23 protein-coding genes are annotated in these 21314 nt (G+C 68.5%); 8 read left to right on the forward strand and 15 right to left on the reverse strand.

What is annotated here, in order from left to right; genetic code table 11:
- Nucleotides 1-36: 36 nt before the first annotated feature.
- From AB0M24_RS14255 to AB0M24_RS14270, 4 genes are all read right to left on the reverse strand, one after another.
- Nucleotides 37-1350 carry a hypothetical protein gene (locus AB0M24_RS14255; RefSeq protein ID WP_363766082.1) on the reverse strand — a complete coding sequence of 438 codons (1314 nt, stop codon included), beginning with the start codon at nt 1348-1350 and terminating at the stop codon, nt 37-39.
- Between the two features lie 4 nt (nt 1351-1354).
- The gene (locus AB0M24_RS14260) at nt 1355-2848 is read right to left on the reverse strand and encodes a beta-xylosidase (protein ID WP_363766085.1); all 1494 of its coding nucleotides are present in this window, start codon (nt 2846-2848) and stop codon (nt 1355-1357) included.
- An 87-nt stretch (nt 2849-2935) separates the two neighbouring features.
- Nucleotides 2936-3574 carry a response regulator transcription factor gene (locus AB0M24_RS14265; RefSeq protein ID WP_363766088.1) on the reverse strand — a complete coding sequence of 213 codons (639 nt, stop codon included), beginning with the start codon at nt 3572-3574 and terminating at the stop codon, nt 2936-2938.
- Complete coding sequence (locus tag AB0M24_RS14270; protein WP_363766092.1) at nt 3565-4683, reverse strand: sensor histidine kinase; 1119 nt, start codon at nt 4681-4683, stop codon at nt 3565-3567. The genes AB0M24_RS14265 and AB0M24_RS14270 overlap by 10 nt, the downstream gene beginning before the upstream one ends.
- 140 nt (nt 4684-4823) lie before the next feature.
- Here AB0M24_RS14270 and AB0M24_RS14275 point away from each other — a divergent pair, with 140 nt between their 5' ends.
- Nucleotides 4824-5486, forward strand: coding sequence for a DedA family protein (locus tag AB0M24_RS14275; protein WP_363766095.1), 663 nt, complete (start codon nt 4824-4826; stop codon nt 5484-5486).
- Here the strand turns inward: AB0M24_RS14275 and AB0M24_RS14280 are convergent.
- The 5 genes from AB0M24_RS14280 to AB0M24_RS14300 are packed head-to-tail and all read right to left on the reverse strand — an operon-like array spanning nt 5395 to nt 11301.
- The gene (locus AB0M24_RS14280) at nt 5395-6153 is read right to left on the reverse strand and encodes a phosphotransferase (RefSeq protein WP_363766098.1); all 759 of its coding nucleotides are present in this window, start codon (nt 6151-6153) and stop codon (nt 5395-5397) included. The genes AB0M24_RS14275 and AB0M24_RS14280 overlap by 92 nt on opposite strands.
- Complete coding sequence (locus AB0M24_RS14285) at nt 6153-7172, reverse strand: amidohydrolase family protein (protein ID WP_363766101.1); 1020 nt, start codon at nt 7170-7172, stop codon at nt 6153-6155. The genes AB0M24_RS14280 and AB0M24_RS14285 overlap by 1 nt, the downstream gene beginning before the upstream one ends.
- Before the next feature lie 57 nt (nt 7173-7229).
- Entirely contained in the window at nt 7230-9428 is a 2199-nt protein-coding gene (gene katG / locus AB0M24_RS14290) for a catalase/peroxidase HPI (protein ID WP_363766104.1), read from the reverse strand.
- An 18-nt stretch (nt 9429-9446) separates the two neighbouring features.
- Complete coding sequence (locus AB0M24_RS14295; RefSeq protein WP_363766107.1) at nt 9447-9881, reverse strand: Fur family transcriptional regulator; 435 nt, start codon at nt 9879-9881, stop codon at nt 9447-9449.
- 37 nt (nt 9882-9918) lie between these two features.
- The gene (locus AB0M24_RS14300; protein WP_363766110.1) at nt 9919-11301 is read right to left on the reverse strand and encodes a PLP-dependent aminotransferase family protein; all 1383 of its coding nucleotides are present in this window, start codon (nt 11299-11301) and stop codon (nt 9919-9921) included.
- Between the two features lie 22 nt (nt 11302-11323).
- Here AB0M24_RS14300 and AB0M24_RS14305 point away from each other — a divergent pair, with 22 nt between their 5' ends.
- Entirely contained in the window at nt 11324-12214 is an 891-nt protein-coding gene (locus AB0M24_RS14305; protein ID WP_363766113.1) for a DMT family transporter, read from the forward strand.
- Here AB0M24_RS14305 and AB0M24_RS14310 read toward each other — a convergent pair.
- Complete coding sequence (locus AB0M24_RS14310; RefSeq protein ID WP_363766116.1) at nt 12174-12761, reverse strand: suppressor of fused domain protein; 588 nt, start codon at nt 12759-12761, stop codon at nt 12174-12176. The genes AB0M24_RS14305 and AB0M24_RS14310 overlap by 41 nt on opposite strands.
- Before the next feature lie 54 nt (nt 12762-12815).
- On the opposite strand from AB0M24_RS14310, the gene AB0M24_RS14315 reads away from it, so the two are divergent.
- From AB0M24_RS14315 to AB0M24_RS14325, 3 genes are all read left to right on the forward strand, one after another.
- Nucleotides 12816-13343: a hypothetical protein gene (locus AB0M24_RS14315; RefSeq protein ID WP_363766119.1), complete on the forward strand. Its 528-nt coding sequence runs from the start codon at nt 12816-12818 to the stop codon at nt 13341-13343.
- A 296-nt stretch (nt 13344-13639) separates the two neighbouring features.
- Nucleotides 13640-13987 carry an MmcQ/YjbR family DNA-binding protein gene (locus AB0M24_RS14320; RefSeq protein ID WP_363766122.1) on the forward strand — a complete coding sequence of 116 codons (348 nt, stop codon included), beginning with the start codon at nt 13640-13642 and terminating at the stop codon, nt 13985-13987.
- Complete coding sequence (locus AB0M24_RS14325) at nt 13984-14343, forward strand: VOC family protein (RefSeq protein ID WP_363766125.1); 360 nt, start codon at nt 13984-13986, stop codon at nt 14341-14343. Before AB0M24_RS14320 ends, AB0M24_RS14325 begins: the two co-directional genes overlap by 4 nt.
- Here the strand turns inward: AB0M24_RS14325 and AB0M24_RS14330 are convergent.
- The 4 genes from AB0M24_RS14330 to AB0M24_RS14345 all read right to left on the reverse strand — a co-directional run bounded on the left by AB0M24_RS14330 (nt 14334) and on the right by AB0M24_RS14345 (nt 18435).
- Complete coding sequence (locus tag AB0M24_RS14330) at nt 14334-15512, reverse strand: hypothetical protein (RefSeq protein WP_363766128.1); 1179 nt, start codon at nt 15510-15512, stop codon at nt 14334-14336. The two genes, AB0M24_RS14325 and AB0M24_RS14330, sit on opposite strands and share 10 nt — an antisense overlap.
- On the reverse strand, nt 15509-17002 hold the full coding sequence (locus tag AB0M24_RS14335) for a WXG100 family type VII secretion target (RefSeq protein WP_363766131.1): 1494 nt from the start codon (nt 17000-17002) through the stop codon (nt 15509-15511). The genes AB0M24_RS14330 and AB0M24_RS14335 overlap by 4 nt, the downstream gene beginning before the upstream one ends.
- A gap of 7 nt (nt 17003-17009) precedes the next feature.
- Nucleotides 17010-17495 (reverse strand): YbaB/EbfC family nucleoid-associated protein, encoded by a 486-nt coding sequence (locus tag AB0M24_RS14340; RefSeq protein ID WP_363766134.1) that lies wholly within the window; start codon nt 17493-17495, stop codon nt 17010-17012.
- 73 nt (nt 17496-17568) lie between these two features.
- On the reverse strand, nt 17569-18435 hold the full coding sequence (locus AB0M24_RS14345) for a tat pathway signal sequence (protein ID WP_363766137.1): 867 nt from the start codon (nt 18433-18435) through the stop codon (nt 17569-17571).
- A gap of 146 nt (nt 18436-18581) precedes the next feature.
- On the opposite strand from AB0M24_RS14345, the gene AB0M24_RS14350 reads away from it, so the two are divergent.
- From AB0M24_RS14350 to AB0M24_RS14360, 3 genes are read left to right on the forward strand one after another with little or no spacing between them, the layout of a single operon-like run.
- Nucleotides 18582-19004 (forward strand): hypothetical protein, encoded by a 423-nt coding sequence (locus AB0M24_RS14350; protein WP_363766140.1) that lies wholly within the window; start codon nt 18582-18584, stop codon nt 19002-19004.
- A gap of 53 nt (nt 19005-19057) precedes the next feature.
- Entirely contained in the window at nt 19058-19225 is a 168-nt protein-coding gene (locus AB0M24_RS14355; RefSeq protein ID WP_363767083.1) for a helix-turn-helix transcriptional regulator, read from the forward strand.
- Nucleotides 19222-20166, forward strand: coding sequence for an NAD(P)-dependent alcohol dehydrogenase (locus AB0M24_RS14360; protein WP_363766143.1), 945 nt, complete (start codon nt 19222-19224; stop codon nt 20164-20166). Before AB0M24_RS14355 ends, AB0M24_RS14360 begins: the two co-directional genes overlap by 4 nt.
- Here AB0M24_RS14360 and AB0M24_RS14365 read toward each other — a convergent pair.
- Nucleotides 20124-21305, reverse strand: a complete 1182-nt coding sequence (locus AB0M24_RS14365; protein ID WP_363766146.1) for an amidohydrolase family protein — start codon at nt 21303-21305, stop codon at nt 20124-20126. The genes AB0M24_RS14360 and AB0M24_RS14365 overlap by 43 nt on opposite strands.
- Between the last annotated feature and the right edge of the window lie 9 nt (nt 21306-21314).

Genomic DNA, 21314 nt, shown 5'->3' on the forward strand with positions numbered 1-21314 from the left:
TCGAGTGGAGCAGAAGGCGCATTCGAGCGCCTCTTCTCAGCCCACTGAGTGGCACGGCAGGACGAAGAACCAGTCCTTCGGCTCATGCTCCAGCCGTGCTTCCGCCGCTCCCGCCGCGCACTCGGCACGAGCCTTCGCGAGGCTCTCGTCCCACGGAACGCCGCGCAGCACGGTCCTCGGCACCTGCAGGTGCGCGAAGACGCTGACCACCACGGCGATTCCGACCAGGTAGCGGCTCGCGCCGACCACCGCGCGTTCCCAGGTCTTCGCCGGCGTCGCGTCGAGGCCGACGAAGATCGCGGTGAACAGGAACAGGCACGGCGCGATGCTGTAGCGCTGCCCGGCCATCACGACCTCGGGGCCCTGCACCTGCAGCACGTGCGACCAGTTCAGCACCAGGCACGCGACGATGACGATCACGCTGTACGCGGCCGAGACCAGCACCAGCGTCCGTCCGGCGCGGTCGCCGAACCGGAGACCCGCCGCCATCGGGACGGCCGCGAGCAGCAGCGCCAGCAGGATCACCAGGTTGCCGTGCGCCGGGTAGAACTGGCTGACCCGCTCGGACCCGGTGAACGCCACCACCGGCACCCGCAGCAGGCTCGCCAGCAGCACCTGCACCGGGTCGACCTCGTCGTGCGAGTACGGCGTCCTGCTCGCGAACACCATCGCCACGGCCTGCACGACCAGCCCGGCGAGGAACGCGATCGGCACCTCCTTGCGCGCCTGGAAGAGCCGCACGAGCGCGATCGGCGCCAGGATGAAGACCAGCGGGCTGGACACGGCGGCGAGGAACACGAAGATCGCGACCGGCACGCGCGGGGCACCCCGCCACAACAACGCCCAGAAGGCGCCGTAGAGCAGGAACCAGTGCAGGTTCGACATGTTGTTCAACGTCTCGGAGTTGCCCGCGGGCAACACGATCACGAGCGCTGCCAGTGCGAACCGCATCGGCGTCGACTTCAGGTATGCCTTGGACCCCGCGAAGGCGATCAGCGCGACCAGGGCCCGCAGCATCGCCGCGGCGATCGCGAACCCGGCGGCGGTCTGCTCGATCGGCAGCAACGCCACCAGTTCGGCGACGATCCGCGGCAACGTGTGCAGGTAGCCGCCGTACGGGGTGATCAGGTTGTCCAGCGCGGGGGAGCGCAGCGCGTCGACCGCGAACCGGGCGCCGTCCTCGGCCCACAGGTGGTCGAGGCGCGCCCAGCCGGCCGGGATGAGCAGCAGGAACGCCACCGCGGCCACGAACGAGGCCGCCATGCCGAACCACGCTCGTTCGTGCGGAGGTTCGGAGGGCAGCGGGATCACGTCGTCCGCGAGCGCGCGCGGTCGTTCGAGGGTCGTCATCTGCTCAGGTGGTCAGCCGCTCGAACCGGTCCCATTCCTCCTGGGTCACGAGGGTGACGTCGGAGGAGTTGAGGTCGGCGGCCTCGAGCCCGTTCATGACCATCAGCTTGTTGTTGACCAGGAAACCGAGCTGGCGGGCGGGGTTGCGGACCGCCGGAACCCCTGCCGGGACGCGGACCGCGACCTTCAGCGAGTCGGCGATCTTCGGGCGTCTGGCCAGCATGCCGGTAGCGTACTTCGCCGCGACCGAGCCGCGTTCGAACCGGACGATCTTGCCTCCGGACACGACGTCCGACGTGCGTTCGGGCGAGGGCATCGAGAAGCCGTCGAGCACTCTGGCCTCCGCCACCGTCGCGCAGCCCTGGAGGCCGAGCGCGTCGAGGCCGAAGTGGTGGATGTTCGTGGGGGCGCCGGAGCCGTCCTTGGCGGTGGAGCGCAGGACGTCGATGCCCACGCGCTCGCACGGATCGGTGGTGTTGATCGCCGCGTGGCCCTCGGGGGTGCGGATCAGGCCGGGGCCCTCGGTCCACGGTCCGGGGATCACCACGGCCTCGTACGGGTGCCGGGTGAACTCCTTGTTCCAGAACGTGATGGTGGTGCCGCCGACGGTCTCGTGGGCGATCGCGAACGCCGAGGCCGCCTCGATCCACATCCAGTCCGAGCTGTAGGCCTCGACGACCGAGCGGGTCCTGGGGCGGTTCCCGTTCTCGACCGGCTTGAAGCCCTGCGGGCCCAGCGCCTCGATGCCGCTCGCGAACAGCGGGTCCTTCGACCGCAGGACGAACTGGCCGGCGCCGTTCGACGCCGCCGAGTACCCGGTGGTGTCGGTGAAGAGCAGGTAGATCCAGCCGTCGAGGTAGATCGCGGACTGCTGGCCGGCTCCGTAGGTGTTCTCGCGGATGATGTCGCCGGCCGGGGCGATGATCGACTGACCGTTGTTGGCCCGCGTCCAGCTCAGGCCGTCCTTGCTGGTCGCGACGCCGACCGAGCTGCCGTTCGCGTGGTTGTCCCGCGAGGCGCCGGTGTAATACATGTAATACGTGTCGCCGAGCTTGATCAGTGACGGATCGCACGTGTGCATCGCGTCGAAGCTGCTGCCGCTGCCCGAGAACACCGCGCGCGCCGTGCTGAACGGGCCGTCCGCGGTGGGACCCTCGCTGTAGAGGATGTCGTCGCCGTTCGGCTTGGCGCTGCCCATCTGGCTGCACCACCACGTGCGGACCTTGCCGTTTTCGAGCATCACGGCCGGCGCGTAGTTGTAGACCGCGTCCTCGCCGCCCAGAACCACGGTGCCGGGGCTCTGCCGCCCGTTCTCCGTGGTGAGCTTGACGTAGTTGCGCTGCGGCGGCGCAGGCTCCGGGACGTGCTCTGACGTGGGCGGATGCGAGTTCGTGGTGGTGCCTTCGGGGTCGCCGACCGCGGTGCTGGTGCACGCCGTCACCGCGCCGAGCAGCACGAGTGCAGCGAGCAGCGCAGGGGATCGACGACTCAGGGGCACTCACTCATCATAGTGATCAGCTCCTCCGTCCGGGTGAAGTCCGCATTCACCGTTCTGATTCATTCCTTCTCAATTCGCATTCGGTGGTCAGCTGCTGAGGTAGCGGACCACGGCCAGCACCCGCCGGCTCATCCCAGCCTCGCCGTTGAGGCCGAGCTTGTCGAAGATCGAGTTGATGTGCTTCTCGGTGGAGCTCAGCGAGATGTGCAGGGTCTCGGAGAGGCGTGCGTTCGTGAGGCCCTGCGCCATCAGTCCGAGAACGTCCTTCTCCCGCTTGGTCAGCGCGTCGAGCGGGTGGGACGTCCTGGTGAGCAGACGGCGGACGACCTCGGGATCGAACGCCGCGCCACCCGACGCGACCCGCTCCAGCGCCTCCAGGAACTCGTCCACCTGGGCCACGCGGTCCTTGAGCAGGTAGCCGACGTTGCCGCCGGTACCGGTGATCAGCTCGGTGGCGTAGCGGTTCTCGACGTACTGGGAGAGCACGAGAACGCTGACGTCCGGCCACCGTGCGCGGATCTCCAGGGCGGCGCGCAGGCCGTCGTCCTTGTGGCTCGGCGGCATCCGGACGTCGGTGACCACGACGTCCGGCCGGTGCCGTGCGGTGGCCTCGACCAGTTCCGGCGCGGTGCCGACCGCGGCGACGACGTCGTGGCCTTCCTCGGCGAGCAACCGGATCAGGCCCTCGCGCAGCAGCGTCGAGTCCTCGGCCAGGATCACCCGCACGGCATCCTCGCCCGGATCGTGGTGGGACCGCCCGGCGGGCTGGTCACCTCGAACTCGCCGTCCACCGCCTTCACCCTCCTCGCGAGGCCGGACAGCCCGGAGCCCGCCGGATCCGCGTCGCCGGCGCCGTCGTCCCGCACCACGACCGTGATGGCCTTTTCCCCTTGTGCCACCGAGATTTCGACGAGCGACGGATCGGCGTGCTTGGCCGCGTTGGTGACGGCTTCGGACACCACGAAGTAGATCACCGTCTCCAGCGCCGGTCCCGGTGACTCCCGCAGGCCGTTGCTGAGCTCCACGCGGACGCTCGATCGTTCCGCCAGCACCTCGAGCGCCACGTTCAGGCCCGAATCGTCGAGCACCGCCGGGTAGACGCGCGTGGCGACCTCGCGCAGTTCGTCCATGGCGGCGCCCGCGGTGTCGTTCGCCTGGCCCAGCAGGTCTTGCAGTTGCTCGTCGCTCTTGGCCCGCCGGGCCCTGCCGATCAGCATGCCGAGCGCGACGAGCCGCTGCTGGACACCGTCGTGCAGGTCGCGTTCGATGCGCCTGCGCTCGTCGTCGATCGCCTCGATCACCTCGGCCCGCGTGCTGGTGAGCTCCGCGACCCGTTGGCGCAACAGGGTTTGCTGGCTGCGTCCGAGCATGGTGGTCGCGAGCCACCGGTCGAGCGCCGCCACTCCGGTCACCCCGGCCAGCGTGACGAAGATGAGCAGTGCGCCCGGCAGCGTGGCGATCGCGATCAGCTTCGTGTCGACCACGTCGTCGTCGCTGACCAGCGCCCACCTGGTGTCGAACAGCCACGCCGACACCATCGACAGCGCCGTGGAGAGGTAGAGCAGCAGCATCAGCACGACGCCGGCACCCAGCCAGCCCACGAGCCACCGCACGCCGAGATAGCGCCGGCAGCGGCTCTTCGTCAACGGATCGGCGTGCGCGGCCGTGCCGTACCGGGCGATTCTCCGCAGTTCGAGCTCGGTCACCTCGACGGCTTTGACGCCGAGGACCGCGGCCACGAAGTCCAGCGGGATCGTCAGGGTCCCGGCCAGCAGCCCGGTGAACGACCGGAACCAGTCGCGCACCACTGCGCTGAGCTGCTGTTCCCGGTCCACGCCCGTCACCGTACTGGCCGTTCGGATCCACAGCATTGCGGTTTCCCGCATTCCTTCGTGAGGCCGTCCGCGTGGTCTTGCCGTGCCGCTCTTCCTAGCGTCGATCACGACCGATTTCACCGTCGTACAAGGGGAAACCAATGCTGGCCGAATGGGCAGTCGATCTCATGGAGTCGCTCGGAGGCGTGGGCGCCGCCGTGGTCGTGGGCCTGGACAACCTGTTCCCGCCGATTCCGAGCGAACTGGTGTTGCCGCTGGCCGGCTTCTCCGCGAGCAGGGGCGTCTTCACGTTGCCGGAGGCCCTCTTCTGGACCACGTTCGGCTCGGTGGCCGGCGCCGTGATCGTCTACCTCGCGGGCGTGCTCCTCGGCCGCTCCCGCACGCGCCGCCTGGTGGCACGCATCCCGCTGGTGCGCGTCACCGACTTCGACAGGACGGAGGCCTGGTTCACCCGCCACGGCACGAAAGCGGTGTTCTTCGGCCGGATGGTGCCGTTGTTCCGCAGCTTCATCTCGCTGCCGGCGGGCGTGGAACGCATGAACTTCCCGAAGTTCCTCGCGTTGACGACGGCGGGCAGCCTGATCTGGAACACGGTGTTCGTGGGCGCCGGTTACCTGCTGGGGGAGAACTGGCACCGCGTCGAGGCCTACGCGGGGATCTTCCAGAAGCTCGTGCTCGCGGTCGTCGCCGTCGCCGTCGTGCTCTTCGTCGTCACGCGGCTGCGCCAGGCGGGTGTTCGCGCACCGCGCACCGGCGGCGGAACCAGGCGAGGAACTTCTCCGGATCGCCGCCCTGCGCGATGACGGACACCGCGCCGGTCAGCGGGAACATCGCGGCGTGTGTGCAGGCGCGTTCGTACAGCTCGGGCCTGACTCGCTTCACCAGAGGCCAGCCGTAGTTGGCGAACGCGGCCGCGTCGAGTGCGGGATCGCCGGCGCAGGCGAAGTCCCAGTCGATGATCCCGCTGACTTTTCCGTTGTGCCAGCGCAGGTTCACGGGCGCGAGGTCGCCGTGCACGAAGCCTGTTGCGGCGGGGAGGTCTCCGTAGCGTTGGAGAACTTCCTTCGCCTGAACGCGTTCGTCGTCGGTGAGCAACGGGAACACGAGCTCGGTGATGGTGTCCTGGGCTCTGCTTCCACCCGCGTGGTGCAACGGTTGGTCAAGCAGGGCAACGAGTTCGTCGTTCAGCTCGACCGCGGCCAGCGCGTCGAGGACTTCGAGGACGGCCTCGTCGCTCGCGGTGTCCGACGGTTCGCCGGGCAGGTACGAGATGATCACATGAGCCTGGCCCAGCGGCAGGTCCAGCCGGTCCTCCAGCACCTGTGGCACGGCGAAAGGCAGATCCAGCTGCCCGATCAGCCGGAGCGCCTGAGCGCGTCGGCGTGCGTCGTCCAGATCCGTGCGCGGAAACCGGGCGACCCACTCGCCCGGTTCGACGAGTGCGTCGTTGAACGTCCCGTGCGCGAACATCAGACGACCACCTCGCCGCGCAGGACGATCTGCTTGGGCCTCAACAGCACCTCGGGGTTCTCGGTCGGATCCTCGTCGTAGGCCACGACGTCGGCGAACCCGCCGTCCACCAGCCCCGGCAACCCGAGCCACTCCCGCGCGGTCCACGATCCCGCGCCCACGGCGGCCTCCACCGGCAGCCCCGCCTTGATCAGCCACGAGATCTCCGCGGCGACCTGGCCGCACGGGTAGGTGTCCGTGCCGGCCAGCACCGTCACGCCGGCCTCGAAAGCCGCGCGAGCGGTGGGAAACGCGTGTTCCCAGCCGCCGCGGATCCACTCCTTGAGCCGCTCGTCCGTGGCCTTCTCGATGTTCTCGATCGACTTGGCGAACGCGGAGAACGTGGGCACGAGCGCCGTTCCCTGCGCGGCCATCCGCGGCAGCAGTGAATGATCCAGGTGCATCCCGTGCTCCAGGCTGTCCGCGCCCGCCAGCACGGCGTTGCGGCACCCTTCGGCGGTCTGACAGTGCACGGCGACACGTCCACCCGCGGCGTGCACCGCGTCCACCGTCGCCGTCAGCACGTCCAACGGCACCGGCGGATCATCGGGCATCCAGTCACCGATGACCTTGCACCACCCGAACGCGGCCTCCTCGACCGCGGCGGAAGGAAGCTCGGCCTCCTCGATCCGCCTGCCCGCACCGGGAAAGAACCGTCCGGGAGTGGCCAGCCACTGGCCGCTGCGAGCCAGCCGGGGCAGATCCACGTCATCGGCCCGGTCCCGCACGGGATCCGCCGAGCCTGGCGAACGCACGGTCAGCACACCAGCGGCCCGATGCGTGAGCATGTGCCGCCGGAACACCTCGTGCGAGTACTCGTCGCCCGGCATCTCGGTCCCGGGATGCGAGTGCACGTCGGTCAGTCCCGGCAGCAGCCACAGACCGTCCGAAGTGGATGAACCGGAAGCGCGCAACCGGTCCCCGTCCACGTCGAACGAGACGGGCGTGCGCGAAGGCAGAGCGATCCCCCAGATCCTCATGAAGACGAAGGTACCCCAGGCCGGGGGAGTGGCCTGGGGTACCGGGAAACGAGCAGATCAGACGTCGTAGCGGTCCGCGTTCATGACCTTGTTCCACGCCACGACGAAGTCCTGCGCGAACTTCTCCGACGCGTCGTCACTCGCGTAGACCTCGGCGACGGCGCGCAGCTCGGAGTTCGAGCCGAACACCAGGTCGTTGCGCGTGGCGGTCCACCGGACGGCACCGGTGGCGCGGTCGCGGCCCTCGAAGTTCTCCTGGTCGTCGGTGACCGACTTCCACTCCGTCTCCATGTCGAGCAGGTTGACGAAGAAGTCGTTGGTCAGCGTCTCCGGCTTGGCGGTGAGCACGCCGGCCTGCGAGCCGCCGTGGTTCGCGCCGAGCACGCGCAGGCCGCCGACGAGCACGGTCAGCTCCGGCGCGGAGAGGCCGAGCAGGTTGGCCTTGTCGATCAGCAGGTACTCGGACGGCAGCGGGATGGCCTTGCCACCGAAGTTGCGGAAGCCGTCGACGACGGGCTCCAGCACCGCGAACGACTCGGCGTCCGTCTGCTCCTGCGTGGCGTCGGCGCGGCCCGCGAGGAACGGCACCTCGACGTCGTGGCCCGCGGCCTTGGCGGCCTGCTCGATCGCCGCGGCACCGCCGAGAACGATCACGTCGGCCAGCGAGACCTTCTTGCCGGTGGCGTTGAACGCCTCCTGCACACCCTCCAGCGCACGCAGCACCTGGGCGAGCTCGGCCGGCTCGTTGACCTCCCAGTTGCGCTGCGGCTCCAGGCGGATGCGCGCACCGTTGGCGCCACCGCGCTTGTCGCTCTGGCGGAACGACGAGGCCGAGGCCCACGCGGTCTTGACCAGCTGCGAGACCGAGAGGCCGGTCTCCAGGATCTTGGCCTTCAGCGCGGCCACGTCGGCGGCGTCGATCAGCTCGTGGTCGACGACCGGCAGGCGGTCCTGCCAGATCAGCTCCTCCTGCGGCACCTGCGCGCCGAGGTAGCGCTGGATCGGGCCCATGTCGCGGTGGGTCAGCTTGAACCACGCGCGGGCGAACGCGTCGGCGAACGCGTCGTGGCTCTCGGCGAACTTGCGCGAGATCGGCTCGTAGATCGGGTCGAAGCGCAGCGCCAGGTCCGTCGTCAGCATCTCCGGCGTGCGGTTGAGCGTGCCGTCCTCGGGGTCCGGCACGGTGTTGGCGCCGGCGCCGTCCTTCGGCTTCCACTGGTGCGCGCCGGCCGGGGACTTGGTGAGCTCCCAGTCGAAGGCGAACAGGTTCTTGAAGAACAGGTTCGTCCACTTGGTGGGCTGCTGCGTCCACGTGACCTCGAGGCCCGACGTGATGGCGTCGCGGCCCTTGCCCGAACCGTGCGTGCTGATCCAGCCGAAGCCCTGCGCGTCGATCGCGGCGCCCTCGGGCTCCGCGCCGACCAGGTCCGGGTTGCCCGCGCCGTGCGCCTTGCCGAAGGTGTGGCCGCCGGCGATGAGCGCGACGGTCTCCTCGTCGTTCATGCCCATGCGGCCGAACGTCTCGCGGATGTCGCGGGCCGCGGCCAGCGGGTCCGGGGTGCCGTTGGGGCCCTCGGGGTTGACGTAGATCAGACCCATCTGGACCGCCGCGAGCGGGGACTCCAGGTCGCGCTCACCGCTGTAGCGCGCGTCGCCGCCGAGCCACGTGGTCTCCGGGCCCCAGTAGACGTCCTCGTCCGGCTCCCACACGTCCGCGCGGCCACCGGCGAAGCCGAAGGTGGTGAAGCCCATGGTCTCCAGCGCGCGGTTGCCCGTGAAGATCATGAGGTCGGCCCAGGAGACCTTGCGGCCCCACTTCTTCTTGACCGGCCACAGCAGACGGCGGGCCTTGTCCAGGTTGCCGTTGTCCGGCCAGCTGTTGAGCGGGGCGAAGCGCTGCATGCCCGCACCGGCGCCACCGCGGCCGTCGTGCGTGCGGTAGGTGCCCGCGCTGTGCCAGGCCATGCGGATCATGAACGGGCCGTAGTGCCCGAAGTCCGCGGGCCACCACTCCTTCGACTCGGTGAGCACCGCGTCGACGTCGCGCGCCAGCTCGTCGAGGTCGACGGTCAGGAACTCACTCGCGTAGTCGAACTCACCGCCCATGGGGTTGGCCTGGACGGGGTGCTTGCGGAGGATCCGGAGGTTGAGCTGGTTGGGCCACCAGTCGCGGTTGCTGCCGCCCTCGCTGGGGGTGCTGAGCCGGTTGTGAGCGACCGGGCACTCGTTCACCTTGGCGTCAGTGCTGTCGGACACGGGAATCCTTCCGGGTGTTCAGGAACTTTTCGCGGCGGTCGTGCACTCTGGGCACGTGCCCCAGTAGATGACCTCGGCCTCGTCGATGACGAACCCGTGGTCGTCGGATGCGTCCAGGCAGGGCGCGGCGCCGGTGGCACAGTCGACGTCGGCGATCGCGCCGCAGGATCTGCACACGACATGGTGGTGGTTGTCCCCGACGCGAGCCTCATAACGCGCTACCGACCCCTGGGGTTCGATGCGTCTCAGCAGGCCGGCTCCGGTCAGTGCGCGGAGCACGTCGTACACGGCCTGGTGAGAGACCGCGCCGAGGTTCTGACGCACGACACCGATGATCGAGTCCGTGTCGGCGTGCGGGTGTTCGTGCACCGCGGACAGCACAGCTATCCGCGGAGCCGTCACCCGAAGTGACACTCCACGCAACATGCGCTCGAAGTCGGAAGCCGTGGGCACGAGAGACACCCTGCCCGGTTTTCTGGAGTCAGTCAAGTTAACGAACGATCCCACTCAACCGCCGGACGCCTTCGACGAGCACGTGCTCCGGTGCGCCCCCGTAAGTCAAACGAAGGAAGTGGCCGGGCGGTTCAGCCGCGAACCAGGGCTTTCCGGGGAACACGACGACATCGCGCGCCGCCGCGGCCGAGGTCAACTCGACGTCGTCGATCCCGTCCGGCAAGTTCACCCAGAAGTGCAGCCCGCCGGTCGACCGCGCGATCTCGAACCCCGGCAGGTGCTGGTGGATCGCGCCGGCCAGGGCGTCCCTGCGCGACCGCAGCTGTTGCTGGAGCGTGCGCAGGTGCCGGCGCCACATCGGGGACGTCACGAAGTCGATCGCCGCCTCCTGCAACGGCCCCGCGACGTACAGGTCCTGCCGCGACCGGGTGTTCTTCAGCCTGGTGCCCGCCGGTCCGCGCGCCCCGATCACGGCGACTCTGAGACCCGGCGCGGCCACCTTGGTCAGGCTGCGCACGTAGACCACGTGCCCGTCGGTGTCCTGCTCGGCGAGCGTCGGCGGCGCGGTGCCGTCGATGGTGAACCCGCGCGCCCAGTCGTCCTCGATCAGGAACGCGCCGTTGTCGCGGATGATCTTGGCTACTTCGGGCCGTCGTTCGTCGCTGAGGGTCGCGCCGTGCGGGTTCGCGTGCAACGGCTGGCAGTAGAAGAGCTTCGCTTTGGTGTGCTCGAAGGCTGCCTTGAGCAGATCCGGCCGGACCCCGTGCTCGTCCGCCGGCACCGGGACGACCTTGAGCCCGGCGTCTCGTGCCGCCGCGATCGCGCCGAGGTACGTCGGCGACTCGACGAGCACGGTGTCCTGTCGGTCCGCGAGCCCGCGGAACACCGTCGCGAGCGCTTCCTGCGCGCCCGCGCACACCGTCATGTCACCGGCCCTGAGCTCGCCGCCCGCCTCCTTGGCGAACCACGCGCGCAGCTCCTCCTTGCCCTCGACCGGCACCCGCCCCCAGCTGGCGGGCCTGCGTGCCGCCCTGCTGAGCGCGGCACCGAGTGCCTCCGTGGGCTGCAGATCCGGGTCGAGGTAGCCGCTGGACAGGGGGATGACCTCGGGCTTCGGCACCGCGACGAGGTTCGCCACCAGGTCCTCGCCGGGTCTGCCCTCGCCGAGCGCGACCGCTTGCCACGACAGGTCCTGGTTGGTGACTTTGGTTTTCTGGGCGATGTAGCTGCCTCGTCCTGGCCGCACCTCGACGAGTCCTTGCGCGGCGAGGTGCTGGATCGCCTGCTGCACCGTCGAGGGCGAGGCCTTGTGCTTGGACATCAGGTCCCGCACCGACGGCATCCGATCGCCCGCGCGGCCCTCGAGTGCCGTTGCTCTCAGGTCCTCGATAACGCGGACGGCTGCGTTATCCTCATTCATGAGAGCCAAGAGTAACGTTATCGTGCCGGCGGGGGTAACACTCGGCGCGCTGGGAGTGCTGGGCTTCAGCTTCTCCCTACCCGCAACCCGGCTGGCAGTAGCAGGACTCGACCCGTGGTTCGTTGCCTTCGGGCGTGCTTTCGTCGCTGGTGTGCTGGCTGTCGCGTACCTGGCGTTATCGCGTGCGCCGCTTCCCTCGGCAACGCAGATCCGTCGTCTGGTCGTCGTCGCTGTGGGCATCGTGATCGGCTTCCCGCTCTTCACGTCGCTGGCTCTGGTCACCCAAACCTCGGCCCACGGCGCCGTGGTGATCGCCGTGCTGCCGATGTCCACCGCGATCTGGGCGGTGGTCCGAGCCTCCGAACGCCCACCTCTAGCGTTCTGGCTGTCCAGCGGCGCCGGCCTGCTGGCAGTGCTCGCCTTCGTGGCCACCGGCGGCGGTTTCTCGGGTTCTTTGAGTGTCGCGGACGTCTACCTGCTCGTGGCGGTTGTCTTGTGCGGCTTGGGATACGCCGAGGGAGGCGCGCTCTCCCGCGAACTGGGCGGCGCCCGCACGATCTGCTGGGCCCTGGTCGTCTCGCTGCCGGTGACCCTGCCGGTTTCGTTGCTGACGGCCGACTTCTCGCGTGCGGACCCGGTCGTCTGGCTCAGTTTCTCCTACGTGGCGCTGATCTCGATGTTCCTGGGCTTCTTCGCCTGGTACGCGGGCCTGGCCGCGGGCGGCGTCGCCAAGATCGGCCAGATCCAGCTGGCGCAACCGGTGCTGACCCTGATCTGGTCGGCCCTGGTGCTGGGCGAACCCGTGGGCTGGCCCGCCCTGGCCACCGCGTTCGTAGTGCTCGTCTGCGTCGTGCTGACCCAACGCAGCCGCGTCACACCGACGAAGGCCTTTGCGGATCAACCAGTTCGCTGACCCCAGCACGGTCGAACGCCTCGATGAGCGCCCGTGATCCCTTGTCCGCCTTCAACCGGATCTCGGCGGGATGCAGCGGGACGACGGCAAGCAACCCGATCTTGCCGTCGATCTCGCGCGCCTCGTCGCTCTTCACGTTGATCATCGGCGTGACCACCATGCCCGCGAACCCCGTGCTGGGCGCGTAGGGCGCGGCCGGATCTCCGTTGGGCAGCAAGTGCCACGGCCCGAGCCACGTGTCGTTCTCGTGCGGAAATCTCGCGAGGTACTTGAGCAGGTGCACCGGCCACGACTCATCGCTGGTCAGGTCCTCGATCGGCCAGTCAGCCGGCAACGCCATCATCAGCTCCGCCAACGGATTCGCCCCCTCCGGCACCGTCATGGGCCGGTCGCTCATGCCCTCGGTGACCAGCGTCCGGTAAGGACGTTCCTCGCTAGGTCCGACCACCAGCACGTGCACCCCGGTCGACGGCACCGCGTGGAACACGAACTCGATCGCCCCGAAGTGATCCTCGACATGCCGCTCAATGGCGTCGTGCGTCCCCATGGCTGTCGAGCTTAGGGCCCGGAATTGTCAGACCCTCCTGCCATCCTCGTGGTCATGCCCATCGAAGTGGCGAGCAAGCGCCGCAAGGTGACCTCTTCGGATGCAGTGGTCATCGACGTGACCTCCCGCGGCCCCGACCCGTGGGTGCGCTTCAGCCCGTTCTACCCGCACGGCAACATCCCGGTCCCCTTCTCTCCAGGCGTGGTGAGCTCGTCGGTCGAGGGCGTCTGGCAGGCCCTGAAGGTCTTCGACGACACCGACGTGGACCCGTCGAAGCTGTCGGTGACCTCGATGAAGGGCCTGAAACGCACAACCCGCCGCTTCGGCCCCGTGCGAGGCCACCGCGCGGGCCTGCACGGCGACCACCTCCTCGACTACCGCACGGCGCGCCACTCGATCTACCTGCCGACCTACCGCTGGGTCCTGTCGAACCACCTGCAGGACCAGGTAACGCAACTGTCCGACCTGGCCCGCTCCACCCGCGTGGTCCTGCTCGACTACACGACCAACGGCGACCCGGACGACCTCAGCAAGCCGCTGTCCCACGCGGCCCTGATCGCCGCCCACTGCTCGAACGGGTGAACCTCGTCCGGATCCGCGCCTGACGCCGTCCAGTAGATGTCCCGAAACCATGGTCATCTTCCTCCCGCAGAAATGTGGAACGCGGGGGGCGGACCTGGGGGCGCAGCTGGATGCGTAGCTCGGCCATGCAACGGCAGTGCGTGGTCACGGCGGTTGTGCGACTGACGCGACCGCGGCTGGTTTGACCGAACTCGGCCACGCAACGGCAGTGCGTGGTCACGGCGGTTGTGCGACTGACGCGACCGCGGCTGGTTTGACCGATTTATACTTCGGGCCTTCGGCTTTGGGGGTCGGCAGTGGCAACATCGGAAAAGCAGCTCACGAAGATCGTGGACGCGCTCACCGAGGTGAAGCGCACGTCCGGCAACCAGTACGACACCCTCAAGGTGAGGGGCAAGGTGTTCGGCTACTTCTGGCCGCGCACGCAGACGGTCGGGCTCAAGCAGACGTTGTCCGAGCAGCTGGCCCTGGTGGCGGAGCGGCCGGACGTGTTCGAGGTGCAGTTCACGGCCGGCGGGTTCGGCTGGGTCGTGGTGTACCTCGACGGGATCGAGCCCGACGAGCTCGCCGAGCTGGTGTTCGAGGCTTGGCGGTTGTCGGCGCCGGAGGACCTCGTCGCCCAGGTTCCGGACCTCGCGCGATGACCAGGGTCAAGTTCGAGCTGCCGGCGGACGACCTGCAGCGCGCGAAGAGCTTCTACCGCAACGTCTTCGGCTGGGAGACGCAGCAGCTGCCGTTCGAGTACGTGCTCGTCGACACCGACGGCGAGCCGGTCGACCCGGCGGACAGCGACGGCGGGATCTCGCCGCGCACCGAGTTCGTGCAGGGGCCGGTGCTCATCATCGAGGTGGAGAGCATCGACGACGTGGCGCCGAAGGTCGAGCAGGCAGGCGGCGTGCTGCTCAACGAGAAGCAACGCGTCGGCGACTTCGGGTTCTCGCAGTACGTCAAGGACAGCGAGGGCAGTGTGTTGTGCCTGTGGGAGTCCCTTCAGGGTTGACGAATGTCCAAACGCGACCCATCCGCGAACGACAAGCGCACGACAGACGCGAAAGGCAGACTTGCTCCCACGTGAACGGGTTCCAGTCGCACGGCACTTGACGGGATCTCCGCGAACGTCGTGAAGACGCTGGACGGCTTGGCCTCGAACAGATGCGTCGGGTACACCACGGCCACGCGCTGGTCGCTCACCGCCAGCCGCCCGTTGCCGCGGCTGAAGGCGAAGTGGTCGGCGAACTGCACGGCCATCGACGAAGCACCAGCACCCTCCACCCAGTAGCCGAGCGTCGGGTCGTCGATCCAGTCCTGCGGTGACGGCGGCGCGGGCAGCGGCCATCGCAGCTTGTCCAGCGACAGCGGGGGCATCTCGCTCACCGGCTGCCACGGCACGTGCAACGACCCGCCGACGACGCCACCCACGTACCCGAAGACCGGCGGCAGACCCAGCACGAGGTTCTCGCCGCGCCGCAACCAGAACTTCGTCAGCTCCTTCGCGACGATCTTGTCCTGGGTCGAAACCGGAGGGGGAACCAGGAGCTCGAACCCCGAACCGTCCACCAGCACCACCCGGAGCGTTGGCCCGGACTCGACGGAGGCGATCTGCGCGCGCGGGATCTCCATGGTCACCTCGTACTTCGGCACGGCGACCGGCTCACCCTCCACGTGCTCGCCGAACTTCATGCGGAAGTCCACCTGGAGCATCTTGCCGATGTCCTTGCCGAGCCCGATCGCCTTGCCCAGCAGGGACTTCGGTTCCGGTTCCGGTTCTGGTTCCGGCGGAGGCGCCACGACCCGGTGAGCGATCACCAGCCGCGTGGACGTCAAGGCCCACAACCGGTTCGAGCGCCGGCCGGCTTCGAACCGCGACAGCAGACGAACCGCGAGCGAGTCACCGGACGGCCCGAAGACCAGGTGATCGGCCTCGGGAGCCTTGTCGTCGCCGGAGTCCCCGCCGCCGGCCACGAAGGTGAGCGCGAGGTCGCCCGCGCCCCGGCCCACCGCGGACAGGCCGCGGGTGAGCAGCGACTTGCTCGGTGCGCCGAGCTTGTCGAGGCCGTCGACGGCGTAGTAGAAGGTTTGCCGGTACGTCGCCCACAGCAACTGCTCGCCGGCCCGGCAGACGTGCTGCCGGGCGACGTGGCCTGGGCCGAGTGGTGCCGAGAAGATCACTCGTACTCGAATCCTCGGTTCATGGCGTCAGCACGGTCCTCGGACGAGGACGGGTCCTGGCCCTTGTTGTAGCCGTACTTGATGCCCTGCTCCACCGCGAGCCCCGGCGCGTTCTCCATGACGCCGTTGGTGATCGCGGTCGGCACGTGGCCGGTGCCGCTCAGGCCGGCTGTGCGCAGGCCCGCCTCGACGAGGTTCGTCGTCAGTGCGTCCGAACCCTCCCCGTCGACGCCGAAGCGCTTGGCGAAGCGGTTGCCCGTCTTCGACGCCATCGACGCTGCGTCGGCACCCTCGTCGATCTTGGTGTTGGCCTTGGTGACGATCTTGGCGATCGGGTTGGCGTCGACCTTGCGCATCAGCCACTGCTCGGCCTTGCTGCCGTCGCGCATCTCCTCGGCCTTCTCGACGAGCTTCTTCAGCCTGCCCTTGCGCAGGTTCTGCAGCAGGTCCTCGAGCTTGTCGATCAACGGCTTGAGCTTGCCGAGCAGCTGCTTCACCTTCAGGCCCAGGCGCGCCATCGTGCCGCTGACCTGGCCCGCCGTGGCAGCGCCCGCGGCGCCCACCGAGGCACCGGCCGTGATCCACGAGGCGGCCAGCGCGGCCAGCCACTCGATGATCAGGCCCATCACGAGCTCTTGCAGGATGTCGATGCAGATCTCGACGAACGCGTCGAACAGGTCGGCGGCGAGGTCCAGCATCTGCTGCAGGCCGCGGATCTCGTTCGAGAACGCCTCCGCGCCCGCGCCGAACTCGTCCATCTGCTTGCGGAACTTGTCGCCCGCCTCGCCCGTCCACGGCTGCGACGTCGCCGCGGCGCGGGTCTTTTCGTGCTCGCCGGCCTGCTGCACCCAGTCCGCGACCTTGCCCCAGCCCGTGGCGGTGCTGCGCATCTGCTCCGGGTCGCCGATCGCGGGTTCGAGCACGAGCTCGACGATCGGGCTGATCACGATGCCGATGAGGAAGCCGAGGCCGTTGTCGATGAACGACTGGCCGGGGCTCATCACGAACTGCAGCTGCTCCATGCGCGCGTTGACCGCGGCGATGGCCACGTCCGGCGGGCTGCTCGCCCGGGAGATGTCCCCCGCCGCGCTCGTCCACGAGCTGCCGTAGCCCGCGTTCTGCTCGAAGTCGCTCTTGCGGCCCGCGTCGCCCGCGCTGTTCAGGTCGGCCAGCGTCCCCGGACCACCGGCGCTGAGCTTCTGCAAGCCCTGGTGGATCGCGGTCTCGACGTCGCGGTAGGTCTTCGCCGTGTCGTTCGTCCGTTCGGCCACGCCGTCCAGGAACCCCGTGGCCTTGTTGGCCATGTCCTGGCATTCCTTCAGACCCTCGAAGTACTTGAACGCCAGCAGCTCGCCGAGCGGGCCGAAGCAGTCGTCGCTCACCCGCGCCTGTTCGAGCAGGGTCGCCAACTGTCCGAAGTGGCCCGCGGCCTCCTTCGAACCGGAGCTGTGCGCCGTGAGCGCACCGCCCTGCACGTGGAATCCCGTCATGCCCCCATCACCTCAGGATCGAGTTGCCGCCGAAGTCGTCGTCCTCTGAGACCGGCGCGGGCCTCGGACGGTTCCCCGGAGCGGGTGCGGGACGCGACACAGGCGGCGGAGGGGGTGCTGACTGCTGCTGCACAGGCGCATCCGGCATCACCACACCGGAGTGCGCGCTGAACGCCTCCTTGAACCGCTCCGCCTGGTCGCCCAGCACCGGCGTGACGGTCTCCTGCAGCATCTGCGCGGCCTGCTGCGTGGCCGACCTGATCGTCGCCAGGATCTCCTGCTGCAGCTGCGTGTGGCTGTACTTCATCGCGTTGGGACTGAGCTGTAAGCCGAGCACGGCACCGGACGGCGCGACGGTGACGATCACCGAGCCGTCGCCGTTGCGAGCCTGCCCGCGCAGTTCCGCGATCTTGTCCTTGAGCTGGCCGGCCCTGGCGGCCTGCTCCTGGAACGCGCGAATCTTTTCTTCCAGCTGTGCCTTCCGGTCCGGCACGTCGCGACCCCTTCCCCAGTTCCAAGCAGGTCGCTCACCACGCTAGCAACAGGGTCTGACAGTCATCTGACGCTTACCGGAAAAGGATGCGGACGATCTCCGTGTCGGTCTGGCGACCCGCGTCGTAACCGCCTTCACCGCGCAGGTTGTTCATGATCGCGACCGTGTACCGCTCATCAGGCCCGACGAAGCCGACGGAGTTCATCACCCAGCCGCCTTCCTCCTCTGACCAGCCGTTCTTCACCCCGGAATCAGGTCCCCACACGCCCCACTGCTGCTCGGGTCCGACCTGGCGCATCTGCCCGAGGATGTACGAGCGGTCTTCCGCGGGAACGGTGTCCAGCACGTAGTTGATCAATCGGTCGAGGTCGTTCGTCGTGCACTTCTCGAAGCCCCAGTAGGGAAAAGTGGACGAATACCCCTTTTGGGCCACCAGTTCGGTCATTCCGTACTTCGGGAACGCCGCGTTGAACGTCGTGCCGGTGTACTTCTTCCACAGCGAGTCCGCGGCGTTGTCGTCGGAACTGTGCAGCATCGCGGTCATCAGCTGGCGGTCGGCGGCGGTCAGCGTGATCTTGCCCGCCCGGTTGCGCTCCAGCAGGTTCACGACCATCGCGAGCTTGATCGTCGACGCCGTCCAGGTCATGTCGCCCGCGTGGTCGTTGCGCCACGTCGCCCCGGTCTTGCGGTCGCGCAGCACGATGCCGACGGTGCCCGGCCGCGTCTCGGCGTAGGCCTTCGCGTCCACGATGCGCTTCTGGAACTCGCACTCGAAGCCGCTGTCGGGCAGCGCGCAGACCTCGGGAGTGGCGACGGCCGCGGCCGGAGTGTGCACGGCGGGGGACGTCGGTTGCGTGCTGGTGGCGGGAGTGTCCGCCGTCCCGGCCTGACCACACGCGGTGAGGGCAAGCGCGCACGCAACAAGGATCGGACGGAGCATGTGCCGCACGCTAATGGGTCCGATCGGGTGACGTCGACCGCCATCCGGACGCGGTGATCACCTCCAAAAGTTAAAGATGTTTGACATGGTGTCCGCTTCGTTTTACCTTGGTCGTGTCAGGTTTCTTTGACATCAGGGGTGGGGCCATGGCGTTCGAGGAGAAGCAGGCGTGGGCCTTGGCGGTCATCGCCGTGGTCGGTTATGCCGTGTACGTCGTGCTCGTCCTGGGCGGCGCCGCCGGGCGTCCGCTGGCCGAAGCGCCGTACGTCGGCGCGTTGTTGTGGACGATCGGGTTCGGGATCGTCGCCGGCATCGTGTCGGGCATCTGGTTCGGCATCGCCTCGCGCAACGACGGTCTGCAGTCCGACGAACGGGACCGCGAGATCGGCCGGTTCGGCGACCACGTCGGCCAGTCGTTCGTCGTGATCGGCGGTATCGCGGCGATGGCGCTCGCCGTGTTCGAGGCGCCGTACTTCTGGATCGCGAACGTGCTCTACCTGTGCTTCGTGCTGTCCGCGGTGCTCGGGTCCCTCGCCAAGATCGCGGCCTACCGGCGGGGAATGCAGTGAAACCCACGAAAGTCACGAACTCGATCCGCGCGCTGCGGTTCGCGCACGACGAGATGAAGCAGGCCGATCTCGCCAAGGCCGTCGGCGTGACGCGGCAGACGTTGATCGCCATCGAGCAGGGCAAGTACTCGCCCTCGCTGGAAGTGGCCTTCAAGATCGCCCGTGTGTTCGAGGTGTCGCTCGAAGACGTGTTCCAGTACCCAGAGGGAGAAGAGCTGTGAAGGCTGTCGTGCAACGAAGATACGGATCGGCGGTGCTCGGTGACCTGGACGTGCCTGTGCCTGGGCAGGGTGAGGTTCTGCTGGAGGTGCGGGCGGCGGGCGTCGACATGGGCACCTGGCACCTGCTCTCCGGCAAGCCGTACCTCATCAGGTTCCTCGGTTTCGGGTTCCGCGGGCCGAAGTGCCCCGTGCCCGGCCGGGACGTTTCCGGTGTGGTCAAGGAAGTAGGACCGGGCGTCACCGAGTTCAAGCCGGGTGACGAGGTGTTCGGCACGTGCGAGGGGTCGTTCGCCGAGTACACCGTCGCTCCGGTGAAGCAACTCGCCCGCAAACCCGGGAACGTCTCGTTCGCGGAAGCCGCTGCCGTGCCGATCTCGGGCGGCACCGCACTGCAGGGACTGCGCGAAGTCAAGCCGGGGCAACGGGTTCTGGTGCTCGGTGCCGGCGGTGGTGTCGGCTCCTACGGCGTGCAGATCGCGAAAGCCATGGGCGCGCACGTGACCGGAGTGTGCAGCACCCGCAAGGTGAACATGGTGCGTTCAATCGGCGCGGACGAGGTCTTCGACTACACGGTCGCGGACTTCACCGGCACGTACGACCTCATCCTCGACTGCGGTGGCGCGAGGCCGTTGTCCGTACTGCGCAGGGCGACCAACGAGCACGGCAGGATCGTGCTGGTCGGCGCGGAGACCGGGGGATCGATCACGGGCGGGTTCCACAAGTCGCTGGGGTCGATCCTGCTGAACCCGTTCTCCTCCAAGAAGTTCGCGCCGCTGATGTCCCAGGAGCGCGCCGACGTGTACGACGAGCTCCGCGTGCTCATCGAGGACGACAAGATAAAGCCTGTGGTGGAACGAACTTTCTCGCTGTCCGAGGCACTCGACGCCGTCGAGCACGTTCACTCGCGACGGTCCATCGGCAAGGTCGTCGTCACGATCTGACCGCCGATCACCACGGTGGTCACGGTGTGCAGCGCCGAGATGTCCCGCATGGGATTTCCTTGCACGGCGATGATGTCGGCGTCCCAGCCGGGTTTGAGCACACCTTTGCTGACACTCAGCGCCCTGGCCGCCTGACTGGTGGCACTGGCGAGCACGACCGCGTTGGGAATGCCCGCCTCGACCATGTTGCCCAGCGCGTACGGCGTGATCCCGTGGGCTTTGGGCGCTCCGATTCCGCCGTCGGTGCCGTTCACCGCTTTGACGCCGTGGTCGTACATGCGGCCGACGATGCCGATCTTGGCGGCGAGACTCATGCCCGCCCGTTCGAACTGCTCCAGGATGAACGGCGGTGGTTCCTGCGTGCTGCCCAGCGTGTGGCACACGGCGATCTCCGCCTCCGCCAACGCGTCCATCAGCTCGACGGGGGCCTGCATGCCCCGATCCGTGAGGCACGTGCAGTGCTCGATGCCGTCCACGCCCGCGGCCACGGCCCGGTGCACCGAGGCCAGGCTGTGCGCGTGGGCGGTCACGGGCAGCCCGTGCGCGTGGGCTTCTTCCACGACCACGCGGAGTTCCTGCTCGGTGAACTGACAGTCGCTGACGGCGGTGCCCGGCGTCGCGAAACCGCCGCTGGCCATGACCTTGACGACGTCGGCCCGGCGTTCGGCTCGCTCGCGAACGGCCCGGCGCAGCGCGTCCTCGCCGCTCGCCTCGCCACCCATCGACCAGCAATGGCCGCGGGGGCTGGTGATCGGCGGCCCGGACGCGAGCACGCGCTGACGGTGCCGGGAACGCTGCTCCAGCACGGACCAGTCCCGGTCACCCAGGTCGCGGACCGTCGTCACCCCGGCCTTCAGGTGGCGCTCGAGGCCGTCCTCGATCACCGCGTCGAGGTGCTCGGGAGTGAAGTCCGGCAACCGGTCCAGCGCGCCGTTCTCGCTGTCCGCGCCCAGGTGCACGTGAGTGTCGATCAGTCCCGGTAGGACGGTGGCGGTGCCGAGATCGACGACCTCGGCACCGGGAACGTCGGGATGGCCCTGCTCGACGGCCTTGATCGTGCCGTTCTCGGTGATGACCGTGACGGGACCCGCGACGGAGTGCTCACCGTCGAACGCACGCCCTGCTCGCAGCGCCAGCATCGAGACATT

Origin of the sequence: Lentzea sp. NPDC051838 (assembly GCF_040681245.1) — a bacterium.
Taxonomy (GTDB): domain Bacteria; phylum Actinomycetota; class Actinomycetes; order Mycobacteriales; family Pseudonocardiaceae; genus Lentzea.